Origin of the sequence: Tannerella serpentiformis (assembly GCF_003033925.1) — a bacterium.
GTDB classification, from domain to species: Bacteria; Bacteroidota; Bacteroidia; order Bacteroidales; family Tannerellaceae; genus Tannerella; species Tannerella serpentiformis.
In genome coordinates, this window is record NZ_CP028365.1 from 408,913 (window position 1) to 420,382 (window position 11,470).

Genomic DNA, 11,470 nt, shown 5'->3' on the forward strand with positions numbered 1-11,470 from the left:
TCTTTTGAATCCATCTTGATTCAGATCACATCCCCTTCCACCTCTATCTATACAAAATAGAAATGCTTCGTTTGTCGTGCAATCCGGAGCGAAACAGTTTTGTATCGGACCAGATTGCATGCAATATAGAGTAATACAATTTTGATTCGAATTATATTGCATGCAATTCTAAGCGAAATAGTTTTGTATCGGATCGGATTGCATACAATCCAGAGTAATACAATTCTGATTCGGATCAGATTGCATGCAATCTAGAGCGAATCAGTTTTGATTCGGATCAGATTGCGTGCAATCCAGAGCGAAACAATTTTGTATCGGATCGGATTGCATGCTATCTGATATAAAACAAACGTGTATCAAATCGTATTTTGAGCCATACGATAGGATACACGTTTTGCATTCAATAGAAATCAGGATCAGGGACCCAAAAACGGGTGGAAACGACGCGCGGCTCGGCTAATCGAGCATCAGCGCCATGTGGAGACGGTCGATGTCGGCCGCCGAGAGACGGTCGTCGAGCCGTGCGGCCAGTCCGTAAGGCTGCGAGGGGCGGTCGGGCTGCGGGGGGCGACGAATGCGGAGCTGCGTGGCGCCGTGACGCGTGGCAGCGGCGCGAAGGAGGGCCGTCTCGGTGTCCGCGTCCTCGGCGAGCAACTCCTTGACGCGCACCACGCCGCCCTCCTCGGGCGCCTCGAAGAGGAAGCCTGCGGGCCGTCCGTCGGCCAGGGCCACGAGCACACGGCCGCCGTCCGATTCGCAGTCGAGGCGGATGGTGTCGAAGTCGCGGGCCGTGTGCAGGATGGCGCACGGTCGGCGGCGCTCGAGGCGGTCGAAGGCGGCGTAAAAGCGCGCGTCGGTGCAGGGCGCGATGCGGACGTCAGGGGGAGCGAGCGGTAGGTCGGCCGTGGCGATCCGTTCGTCGCAAGTCTGGATGGGGTGGACGTAGCCCAAGCGGGCGTAGACGTCGAAGAGCCACGGCTCGGCGGGGATGAGCGTGGTGAGGGCGAAGCCTCGGCGGCGCATCGTGCGGAGGGCGCGGCGCATGAGGGCCGTCATCAGCCCCTGGCCGCGCGCCTCGGGGCGGGTGCTGACGCCGCAGATGTAGGCCGCGGGAAGCGTGCGCCTCCCCACGCGGAGGCGGTAGGGGACGATGTGAAGCATGGCCGCGAGGCGTCCGTCGCGGCTGAGCGTGAGGGCATTCTGGGGCCGATAGACGCGGGTGAAGAAGAGGCGGACGAAGGCGTCGGAGTCGCCAAACGTGTCCTGCCAGAGGCGCATCATCGCGGGTAGTCGCGGGTCGCGGATCATCGGCGCTTCACGGCGCCGAACTTCTCCAGCAGCACGGCGGGGTTGTACGACAGTTTGGCCTTGCGGAGGCCCGGCAGCCCGAGATCCTCCTCGCGATTGATGTAGGTGTACGTCTCCGGAATGTGGGCGACAAACTCCTGGTTGATGACGCTGAAAATGCCCTCGTAGCGCGTGTCGGCCTTCTCGACGTGCACGCCGAAGGTGGTGCGGTTGATGGGCGATCCGTAGGTGAAGGCGGCGATGTGGTCGTCGATGACCAGGGCGCCACCGGTGAGGCCCAGCGCTTCGAAGTTGCGGAGGGCGAAGTCCATCGATCGACGCTCATTGGTGAGGTCGTCGGCGTTGTCGTCCGTCGCGTTGGCACGCATCCAGGTGCGCTCCAGCTCCATGCAGCAGGGGGCCGTCTCGGGCGTGAGGGGCAGGTAGGTGTAGGTGTATTCCTTGCGGAAACGGTTGGCGTGGTTGCGCTTCGACTGGAGTTTTTTGCCGCGCAGCGTGAGTAGCTCCTCGCGCAGGTAGATGTAATCGAAGTAGTCGCGGTCGGCCATGTAGGCGAACTTGTCGGGGCAGGCAGCCTCCAGCTCCGGGCGTGCCTCGGGGGTAATGCCGAGCACAAGCAGCGGGTGGCCGAAACCGTTCACGTGGTTGTTTTCGTCCAGCTTACGGATGGCTGCGCCCAGGCCGCCGTGGCCGATCGGCATCATGTAGGCCAGTCGTCGGCCCGCGTTTTCCTCGATGTAAAAGCGGATGAAGAGGAAGCCGTCCTCGATGGCATACTCGGTGTCGTAGAGGAACCGCCAGCTGCATATGTTGGCGAAGGCGAAATCGCAGTTGGAATAGGGGGCATTCAGGGTGAATGCGCTGATCGCGTCGCGATCGGTGAGGGAGATGGGTTGGAATGTCATAAGTCTATAAATAGGAAAGGAAACGCCGACCGGGCAGGCCTGAAATCTGTCCGATCGGCGTCGGGGGGCTTGTCGGCAGGCTTACGTCTACTTGATGACGCCCAGCGTACGGCCGACTTTGATGAAGGCGGCGATGGCCTTGTCGAGGTGCTCGCGCTCGTGTCCGGCAGAGAGCTGCACGCGAATGCGCGCTTGATCCTTGGGCACGACCGGATAGTAGAAGCCGGTCACGTAGATGCCTTCGTGCTGCATTTCGCGGGCAAAGTCTTGCGAGAGCTTGGCGTCGTACAGCATCACGGCGCAGATAGCCGACTGCGTGGGCTTAATGTCGAAGCCCGCCTCTATCATGCGGTCGCGGAAGTAGGTCACGTTGCGCGCCAGCTTCGTGTGGAGCGTGTCCGACTCGTCGAGCATCTTGAACATCTCAATGCTCGCGCCGACGATCGACGGGGCCAGCGAGTTGGAGAAGAGGTACGGGCGTGACCGCTGGCGGAGCATGTCGATGATCTCCTTCCGGCCCGTGGTGAAGCCGCCCATAGCGCCGCCGAAGGCCTTGCCCAGCGTACCGGTGAAGATGTCGATGCGTCCGTAAAGGTTGAACTGCTCCGCTACGCCGCGTCCCGTCGGCCCAACGACGCCCGCAGAGTGCGACTCGTCGACCATCACCAACGCGTCGTAACGCTCGGCCAGGTCGCAGATCCGATCCATCGGCGCCACGTTGCCATCCATCGAGAAGACGCCGTCCGTCGCAATCACGCGGAAGCGACAGCCCGCGGCCTCCTTCAGGCAACGCTCCAAGTCGGCCATATCCGCATTGGCGTAGCAGAAACGTTTGGCCTTGCAGAGGCGTACGCCGTCGATGATCGAGGCGTGGTTGAGGGCATCGGAGATGATGGCGTCCTGCTCGCCGAGGAGCGGCTCGAAGAGTCCGCCGTTGGCGTCGAAACAGGAGCCGTAAAGGATCGTGTCGTCCGTCCGGAAGAAGCGGGCGATGGCGGCCTCGAGGTCCTTGTGCATGTCCTGCGTACCGCAAATGAATCGCACGGACGACATGCCGAATCCGCGCTGTTGCATGGCGCGTGTGGCGGCCTCGATGAGGCGCGGATTGTCGGATAGCCCGAGGTAATTGTTGGCGCAGAAGTTTAGCACCTCCTCGCCGTCGCCAACGCGGATGTCAGCGCGCTGCGGGGTTCGGATGATGCGTTCTTTTTTGAATAATCCCGCCGACTCGATGTCGGCCAGTTCCTGCTGGAGGAACGCTTGAATTTTTCCGTACATGACTCTTTGTGTATGTAATTATGGTTTCGCGGCGGCAAATGTAAGACGTAGTTCGAGGTAAAACGGGGCCGGCGCCTCATCCCTCAGCCACCGATGCGATATCAGCGTATCGTCGCCCGTCTGCGCGGGCACGTCGCTGTGTATTTCGGGGCCATGCAAAGCTGCGACAGCCCGTCGCTGTGTGTTTTGAGCTGTTGCAAAGCTGCGACAGCCCATCGCTGTGTGTTTTGGGCGTTGCAAAAGCTGCGACAGCCCGTCGCTGTGTATTTTGAGCGTTGCAAATTTTGCGACAGCCCGTCGCTGTGTATTTCGAGCGTTGCAAAATCTACGACAGCCCGTCGCTGTGTATTTCGGGCGTTGCAAAATCTGCGACAGCCCGTCGCTGTGCGTTTTGAAGTGCACGCATCATCTCTTTTTGCAGATTGTATGGGTTTCTATTTTGTCGTATATCTATTCTGATACCTTTGCGCGCAAAAATTCACATTCAGCAAGATGAAAAACATATTGGTAATCGGTTCAACCGGACAAATCGGCTCTGAACTGACCTTGGAATTGCGAAAGCATTACGGAGAGAATGTGGTTGCGGGTTACATACCCGGAGCCGAACCCAAGGGCGAGCTGGCCGAAACGGGCCCGGCAGCCATTGTGGACATCACGAACGGACAGCAGATCGCAGACACGGTGGCGAAGTATCGCGTCGACACGGTGTACAACCTCGCAGCGCTACTCTCGGCCGTGGCCGAAAGCAAGCACTGCCTGGCGTGGCACATCGGCATCGACGGCCTGATGAACGTGCTCGAAGTGGCCCGTGAACGGGGCTGCGCCGTCTTCACCCCCAGCTCGATCGGAGCCTTTGGCGACGGTGCGCCGAAAGACATGACGCCGCAGGATACCATCTGCCGGCCACACACCATGTATGGCGTGACGAAGGTGACGGGCGAGTTGCTCAGCGACTACTATTATACCCGCTTCGGCGTCGACACGCGTGGCGTGCGCTTCCCGGGGCTGATCTCGTACGTGACGCCTCCGGGCGGTGGCACGACGGACTATGCTGTCGACATCTTCTACGCCGCGGCTCGGGGCGAGACGTTCCGCTGCCCCATTCAGGGCGGCACGTTCATGGACATGATGTACATGCCCGACGCACTGCACGCTGCCATCAGTCTGATGGAGGCTGACCCTGCGCGGCTCAGGCATCGCAACGCGTTCAACATCGCCTCGATGAGCTTCGATCCGGAGATCATCTACCGGCAGATCCGCAAGTATCGGCCCGACTTCGTCATGGAGTACGCCGTCGATCCCTTGCGGCAGTCTATCGCCGACTCGTGGCCGAACCACATGGACGACCATTGCGCCCGCGAGGAGTGGGACTGGGCGCCGCGCTACGATCTCGACGCCATGACGCGCGACATGCTGGAGAAGCTCTCGGCTCGCTTCTGACCGAGCGCCCCCCTCCTACCCTGCTTTCACGACTAATCCCGCATACCGGCCACACGGTGTGCGGGATTTTTTTAGCCAATATGTGGGAGGCGAAGGCGGCCTCTCCTGCCGGTAGGATGTAGGGGCGTATTGCATACGCCCCTTAGGATGGAATCGTAGGCCTGTTATCCGGGTACACGGGGGCAAATAGCATTCACCCCTACTCCCAATTCTATTTGGAGAGGGGGCGATGCAGGGTGAAGGGCATGAAGTAGGCCAGCCGCAGGGTGAAGACTTGGGGCGAGGCTTTGGAGAAGGCGTCGCCATGGCGGGTGCTGTAGAAGTCGCCAAGGGAATAGTAGTAGCGGCCCTCGAGCTGGAAATAGCCGACAGACGTGCGCAGCTCTACGCCCGGCCCGCCGCAGAGTCCCCACGCGAAACGCCGCTCGATGGCCATCGTGTGCTGATCGTTCGTCTTGTTAGGCGTGGCGCCGTTCAGGTTCTCGTCCGTGCTCTCGCCCGTCAGGAGGCCGATCTGCGGACCGAGGTTGAAGAAGCATCGCACGCGCTCGGAGCCGAAGTAGATGTGCGTCAGGAAGGGCACTTCGAGGTAGTTCATGCGGCGGATGTAGCGATACCGGGGCTGCTCGTCGAAGCGCTCGCGCCAACCAAGCTGACGGAAGCCGGCCTCGAGCTGTAGCCCGAGGTTACGCTCCGTGATCCACCTGAAGGCCACGCCAGCGTTGAAGCCTTGCATCGGGCTCTGATGCACCTTGGGCGCGAAGAAGACGGTCGAATAGTTGATGCCGCCCGTCACGCCTGCCGCCCATTCTTCGCGGAACGTGGGCCGTTGTGCCCGACTGTCCGTAGCGTGAACGGCCGCCCATGCCAGAAACAGAAAGAGGGCCATCGCCCTCCTCCTGTTTGAAACGCCTTGCAGCCACCGGGCTGCGCTGTGAAGTCGGCTCATCATTCGCGCGTGACGGTGTTGTCCTTATTGTAGTGGACGATGTAAATGTTCTGGTTCATGAAGCCGCCCCAGTTGCTCATCCGCTCATTGTAGTAGAGGCCCATCTGGAGGCTGGTGTACTTCATCTGGCGGATGTTCTCCTCGAAGTTTGCGCCGTGCTTTTGCAGCGCACCGATGAAATACATGCCCGTATCGAAGCCCAGCATGGCGTAGCGCGGGTAGGTCTGGTGCATACTCTTTTGGTAGAACGATTTGTAGCGCGAGGTGAAGCGGCGCACACTCGCCGATCGGCTGATGGCGAAGAAGGGCGCGTAGATGTACGTATTGAAGGCGCTAAAGTCTCGCGTGTAGTTGGTGTACGTCTGCCATTCGGGGTATCCGAAGAGCGTCAGCCGATAGTTCGACTTGCCCTGCAAGAGCGCGCGGAGCGTGGGGCGGAGCTTGGCCAGCGCGCCCTCGGACGACGAAGTGGGGATGATCACGTTCGGTTTCGATGTGCTGAGCAGGCCCGTGAGATCGTTCATGAACGTGCGACTGTTATAGCCGACTTCCCGATTCGGAATGCCCTTTTTCGTCATCTCCGCTTTGAGGGCGCGGACAAAGTCCGTCTCTTCGTCCTTATCGCCGATGCTGACAAAGACGGCGTTGTAGTTCGCCAACAGTGAGGCGGCTCGGACGGCAGCGATGGGTGCGATATAAGCCTTGGGGGCATTGACTTGGAAGATGAACGAGTTGCCAGACGTCAGCTTCTCGAGTTTCGAAGAGAGGGGGATGACGTATTTGACGCCCTTCCGCGAGGCATAGTCGGCAATCAGCTCGATCTGTTCGTCCGTCACGCCACCGATGATCAGGTCGGCGGCGTTCACCTCGTCCGTGCGGAGCACCTCCTCCGTCTTCTGCGTGCCGTCGCCCAGGTCGTAGACCGAGAGATCGATCGAGGTGCCCGTACGGCGCAGACTGTCAATGGCCATGAGGAAACCCTCGTAATACTCCACAAAGCGGGGTACGTTTTTCTTGTCGCTCGTCAGGAAGGGCAGCAGCAGCGCCACACGGGCCACGTCTATGCGATTCACCTCGTTGCGATAGGCACGCATGGCCTCGATGTCAAATTCGTTCGTGGGTCCACTGACGGGTGTGGTGGGTGTAGAAGGTGCGGCGCCCGCTTTCTTGGGTGGCACCTTGATCACCATGCCCGCGCGCAGGCCGCTTTTAAGTTGTGGATTGACTCGGAGCAGTGTCTCGTTGTCCGTCTCGAAGCGTCGGCAGAGACCGTAGATGGTTTCGTTTTTCTTGATCGTGTAGGTCTCGCCCGTCGAGGCGGTGGCTGGAGCGGCGGACGGGGCCGGGATGCGGATCGTCTTGCCGACGTAGAACGTGCCTGCGTCCAGTCCCGGGTTTGCGGCCGTGATCTCGTCCGGCGTCACGCCATAATTCCTGGAGAGGGAAAAGAGCGTCTCGCCACTGCGAATGGTGTGCTGCACAGAGGCGCCGTCGGCCGTCCGTCCGCTGGCGTTCGACGTGCCATTACGGGGAATCTTCAGCGTTTCGCCCTCCCGGATGTTGTTGCGGCTACTGGGGTTCAACCGATAGATGTCGTTTTCACTCACCTTGTACAGGGCGGCGATGGAATAGATGGTTTGTCCACGCTCTACGGTGTGATAAATAACGCTGTCGTCGCGCTCGTTACCGGCGGATGCTTGTTTGCGGCTACCCTGTGCCGCCAAGAAGCTGGGTGGCAAACAGAGCAAGAGAGACAGCAGATAGAAATTCAATCTATTCATAGTCAATTAAAAATTTGTGCACAAAGGTAAGCCTTATTCATCGATCAGACAGCCGGGTATGTGGGGAAATTGGATAGCGGCGAGGATCGTTTGAATGTTTGGGTGCCACTCCCCGCCATCCGATCCACTTCCCGCTTCGGAACAGCATCGGGCGACGATGCGTAGCGGTTTGGGAGGCTCGTTTTGGGCTTTCGTCGGGTGACGGGATGTCCGAAAAGGTTCGAAATGGACTTCCATCAGGTAGCGCGGTGTCGTCGCGAACTTATCTAAAATTCAACCGAGCCACCGCAGCCTTGTGCTGAATGTATATCATAGGCTTTTAATCTGAAAGCCTATAATATGCACAGCAGGTTATTGGCTATTGATCTGAAATGTGCCTACACACTTTATCTATCACACGATTTTAATATAAAAGTAAAGAATATGCACCGACTGTACTATGCTTTCAATATAAAAGGACACCATATACATGAGAGATTGTATCCATTTAATCTGAAAGCATACTATATACAGTTCACATAGCCTCCTTTTAATCTAAAAGGATAGAATATGCATTGACTATTACATACTTTCAATGTAAAAGGCTGACATATACATGAGAGGTCTTATCCTTCTAATCTGAAATCATACTATGTACAGTATGCATAACCTCCTTTTAATCTGAGAGCCTCTTATATACGATAGACATTAGATCCTTTCCTTGTGAAAGCACTTTACAGGCAGTGACATTTCTAACCTTTTAAGCTGAAAGCATATCACAGACACCCGTTCTGGGGGCGGACGAGCGGTCTACTGGGCCAAACGGGGCGTCGGGGGGAGCGCCGCGGGGCGTCACTTGCCAATCAGGGGGTAGGAGGCGCGGGCTCGAGCGGCGGGACAGGCGTTGAAGTGCCACCATTCGCTGGTGACGGTGGTGAAACCTGCAGCGCGCATGACACGACGGAGCAGCAGGCGATTCTGGAGCTCCTGTTGGGTGATGCGGCCGGTGCGAACGAGCGACGGCTCGCGGTCGATGTTGGCCGTGGGGCCGAAATGGTCGAAGGGCGTGCCCATGGGCAGGGCGTGTCCGAGGGTGTCGCAGAGGGTGAGGTCGACGGCGAGGCCGAAGTTGTGGAGGCCGCCGCGGGCGGGACTGGCCACGTAGTAGGTGTTCGGGGTGCCACGGACGAGGCTCCACATGATGCGCTGCACGGCTATGGGCCGCGCGGCATCGTAGACGAGCAGGGTGAGGTCGGGGCGCTCGAGGCGGAGCAGCTCGTGGGCGCGGCGGAGCTTACGGGCGGCGTCGGGGTGGAGGAAGGCGCGGGTGAGGCCGTCGTAGACGGGGCGGCCCATGAAGTTGTCGGCCGTGGCATACTTCAGCTCCACGCGTAGGCCGGGGATGAGGAGCTGGAGGTCGACGTAACCGGCGGCCCGGAGGCGGGCGTCCCAGTCCTCGGCGCGGGCGGTGGCGGCGAGGACAAGGGCGACGAGGAGGGCAAGGAGGGGGCGCTTCATCGGATGCGCCGCTGTGTGACGGTGTCGGACGTCAGGGCGACGCGTTCGGCACGGCCGACGTCTTTGCGGAGGAAGAGGGAGGCCATGTCGGCGAATCGCTCGGGGGAGTCGGTCGTCTGGAAACGCACTTCGGCGTGTCGGCTGAGGCGACGCTCGATCTCGGGGTGGCGCGTGAGGTAGTCCTTGAGGCGGTCGGCCACGCGGTCACCTTGCGAGAAGAGGGTAACGCCCTCGGGCAGGTAGCGGCGGATCTTGTCGGTGAGCAGCGGATAGTGCGTGCAGCCAAGGATGACGGTGTCGATCTGCGGATCGCGGTTGAAGAGGCGCTCGATGTGCTTCTGGACGAAGTAGTCGGCGCCGGGCGAGTCGGCCTCACCGTTCTCGACGAGCGGCACCCACATGGGGCAGGCCTCGCCGACGACGGTGACGTCGGGGTAGAGCTTGGCGATCTCCATGGGGTAAGATCGGGAGGCGACGGTGCCGGTGGTGCCCAGCAGCCCGACGTGGCCCGTGTGTGTGAGCCGCCCGACGATCTCAGCGGTGGGCCGGATGACGCCCAGGACGCGCCGCGAGGGGTCGTGCCCGGCGGGCAGATCGCGCTGCTGGATGGTGCGGAGGGCCTTGGCCGAGGCGGTGTTGCAGGCTAGGATGATGAGGGGGCAGCCTTCGGCGAAGAGGTGCATGACGGCTTCGCGGGTGAAGCGGTAGACGGCGTCGTAGGAGCGTGTGCCGTAGGGGGTGCGGGCGTTGTCGCCGAGGTAGATGTAGTCGTAGTCGGGCAGGGCTTCGCGGATCTTGTCGAAGATGGTGAGTCCGCCGAAGCCGGAGTCGAAGATGCCGATGGGGGTAGGTTTATCGTTCATTTTTTAGGGGAGTTACGCGCCGTTGGCGCGGGTAGTTATGCGGCCGTCGGCCGCGGTAGTTGCGGCCTTGCGACCGGGGAGTTAGGGGTAGTTATAGGAAGAGGGGGGCGGGGATAAAAAGGGAAAGGATGCCGGCCGCACATCGATTGGCGGGGCATCCCTTCTCTGATTTTTACTTCGGATTACACGTGCGTCTCGTCCCGATTACTTGAGCCCAAGTTTGGCCTTAACCAGCGGTGTGGCGTCGATAGCGGAGCTACCCGTGTAGAGAAGCACTTGGGGGTTGATGATGTAGGTGTACCCCTTCTCATCGCCCACGGCCTTGATGGCGGCCTGCATCTTCTTTTGGATGGGCTCGTAGAGCTCTTGCTGCTTCTTCTGGATCTCTTGCTGGGCCACGGGAACGAAGTTTTGGATCCGGGTTTCGAGGTCTTGAATCTCCTGCTGACGGCGGAGCTTGATGTTCTCGGTCAGGGAGTCCTGCTTGGACATGTACTCGGAATACTTCTTCGTGTACTCGTCCTGCATGGTTTTGAACTCCTTCTCATACTGCTCATTGAGGGCCGCCATCTTCTTTTCAACGGCTGCGACTTCAGGCATGGCATTGAAAATGTCTGCCGTGTTGACAATAGCGATCTTGTCTTGTGCGAAGACTCCGCCCAGGGGCAGGAGCATAAAAATCAGCACTACTAACTTCTTCATTACTCTAAAAATCTCTTGTTACTAAAATGGATTGTTCTGTCTATTCAAAAGCGGGCGGCAAAGATGGAGGTAAAAGCGAAATGCGAAAAGCTAAGGGGGACGGCTGGTCCAGATGTGGGGTCCGCCTTCGGGCTTTTGGCTTTTCGTCGTTCCGCTCTACTTCGCGTAGCCGAGTTTGGTGAGCACCTCGTTACTGATATCGATCCGTGGCGAGGCGAAGATCATGCTGCCGGCCGAGGCACGATCGATGACCATCTGGTAGCCCTTGTCGTTGGCAATCTCCTTGACAGCGTTGTAGATCTCGTCTTGGATGGGCTTCATCAGGCTCTCGCGCTTCTTATAGAGCTCGCCCTCGGCCCCGAAATATTTCCGCTTCAGATCTTGGGCCGCCTGTTCCTTCTTCACGATCTCTTCCTCGCGCTTGGTCTTCATCTCGGCCGATAGGAAGACGAGGTCGCTCTGATACTTCTTATACATGTTCTGCGCCTCTTGCTGGATGGCCTCGACCTCGTTCTGCCACTTCTTGGAGAGCTGCGACAGCTGTTCGTTGGTCATCTCATACGCCGGAATATTCTTCAGGATATACTCCATGTCCACTAAGGCGAACTTCTGCGCCATCGATGCCACTGAGAACAGCAGCACCATTCCGATCATCAAAATACTTTTCCTTTTCATCGCTCTATGGTCATTAAAAATTTATCGTCGCAACAGACGGACTGCCTGCGTAGAGGTTTGAGTCGTCCGCTT

At 59.1% G+C, this 11,470-nt stretch carries 10 protein-coding genes; 1 reads left to right on the forward strand and 9 read right to left on the reverse strand.

Annotated features, from left to right (window positions below):
* Nucleotides 1–456: 456 nt before the first annotated feature.
* The 3 genes from C7123_RS01685 to kbl form a co-directional block, all read right to left on the reverse strand.
* A complete protein-coding gene (locus C7123_RS01685; RefSeq protein WP_069175571.1) occupies nt 457–1,308 on the reverse strand; it encodes a GNAT family N-acetyltransferase in 852 nt (283 codons plus the stop codon).
* Nucleotides 1,305–2,213, reverse strand: coding sequence for a DUF2156 domain-containing protein (locus C7123_RS01690; RefSeq protein ID WP_069175572.1), 909 nt, complete (start codon nt 2,211–2,213; stop codon nt 1,305–1,307). Before C7123_RS01690 ends, C7123_RS01685 begins: the two co-directional genes overlap by 4 nt.
* An 87-nt stretch (nt 2,214–2,300) precedes the next feature.
* Nucleotides 2,301–3,491 carry a glycine C-acetyltransferase gene (kbl, locus tag C7123_RS01695; RefSeq protein WP_069175573.1) on the reverse strand — a complete coding sequence of 397 codons (1,191 nt, stop codon included), beginning with the start codon at nt 3,489–3,491 and terminating at the stop codon, nt 2,301–2,303.
* A 492-nt stretch (nt 3,492–3,983) separates the two neighbouring features.
* Here kbl and C7123_RS01700 point away from each other — a divergent pair, with 492 nt between their 5' ends.
* Nucleotides 3,984–4,931 carry an NAD-dependent epimerase/dehydratase family protein gene (locus tag C7123_RS01700; protein ID WP_069175574.1) on the forward strand — a complete coding sequence of 316 codons (948 nt, stop codon included), beginning with the start codon at nt 3,984–3,986 and terminating at the stop codon, nt 4,929–4,931.
* 211 nt (nt 4,932–5,142) lie between these two features.
* Here C7123_RS01700 and C7123_RS01705 read toward each other — a convergent pair whose 3' ends face one another.
* From C7123_RS01705 to C7123_RS01730, 6 genes are all read right to left on the reverse strand, one after another.
* Nucleotides 5,143–5,820 carry a porin family protein gene (locus tag C7123_RS01705; RefSeq protein ID WP_069175575.1) on the reverse strand — a complete coding sequence of 226 codons (678 nt, stop codon included), beginning with the start codon at nt 5,818–5,820 and terminating at the stop codon, nt 5,143–5,145.
* Between the two features lie 59 nt (nt 5,821–5,879).
* Entirely contained in the window at nt 5,880–7,661 is a 1,782-nt protein-coding gene (locus C7123_RS01710; protein WP_037984459.1) for a LysM peptidoglycan-binding domain-containing protein, read from the reverse strand.
* A gap of 831 nt (nt 7,662–8,492) precedes the next feature.
* Entirely contained in the window at nt 8,493–9,158 is a 666-nt protein-coding gene (locus C7123_RS01715) for a M15 family metallopeptidase (protein WP_069175576.1), read from the reverse strand.
* A complete protein-coding gene (murI, locus tag C7123_RS01720) occupies nt 9,155–10,021 on the reverse strand; it encodes a glutamate racemase (RefSeq protein ID WP_069175577.1) in 867 nt (288 codons plus the stop codon). The genes C7123_RS01715 and murI overlap by 4 nt, the downstream gene beginning before the upstream one ends.
* A 204-nt stretch (nt 10,022–10,225) precedes the next feature.
* Complete coding sequence (locus C7123_RS01725) at nt 10,226–10,723, reverse strand: OmpH family outer membrane protein (RefSeq protein WP_037986857.1); 498 nt, start codon at nt 10,721–10,723, stop codon at nt 10,226–10,228.
* Nucleotides 10,724–10,879: 156 nt separating this feature from the next.
* Nucleotides 10,880–11,398 (reverse strand): OmpH family outer membrane protein, encoded by a 519-nt coding sequence (locus tag C7123_RS01730; protein WP_037984470.1) that lies wholly within the window; start codon nt 11,396–11,398, stop codon nt 10,880–10,882.
* Nucleotides 11,399–11,470: the final 72 nt, after the last annotated feature.

Coding starts and splice junctions, on each gene's coding strand:
- C7123_RS01685 (WP_069175571.1), bottom strand. CDS start 1,308: ATGATCCGCGACCCGCGACTACCCGCGATGATGCGCCTCTGGCAGGAC.
- C7123_RS01690 (WP_069175572.1), bottom strand. CDS start 2,213: ATGACATTCCAACCCATCTCCCTCACCGATCGCGACGCGATCAGCGCA.
- kbl (WP_069175573.1), bottom strand. CDS start 3,491: ATGTACGGAAAAATTCAAGCGTTCCTCCAGCAGGAACTGGCCGACATC.
- C7123_RS01700 (WP_069175574.1), top strand. CDS start 3,984: ATGAAAAACATATTGGTAATCGGTTCAACCGGACAAATCGGCTCTGAA.
- C7123_RS01705 (WP_069175575.1), bottom strand. CDS start 5,820: ATGGCCCTCTTTCTGTTTCTGGCATGGGCGGCCGTTCACGCTACGGAC.
- C7123_RS01710 (WP_037984459.1), bottom strand. CDS start 7,661: ATGAATAGATTGAATTTCTATCTGCTGTCTCTCTTGCTCTGTTTGCCA.
- C7123_RS01715 (WP_069175576.1), bottom strand. CDS start 9,158: ATGAAGCGCCCCCTCCTTGCCCTCCTCGTCGCCCTTGTCCTCGCCGCC.
- murI (WP_069175577.1), bottom strand. CDS start 10,021: ATGAACGATAAACCTACCCCCATCGGCATCTTCGACTCCGGCTTCGGC.
- C7123_RS01725 (WP_037986857.1), bottom strand. CDS start 10,723: ATGAAGAAGTTAGTAGTGCTGATTTTTATGCTCCTGCCCCTGGGCGGA.
- C7123_RS01730 (WP_037984470.1), bottom strand. CDS start 11,398: ATGAAAAGGAAAAGTATTTTGATGATCGGAATGGTGCTGCTGTTCTCA.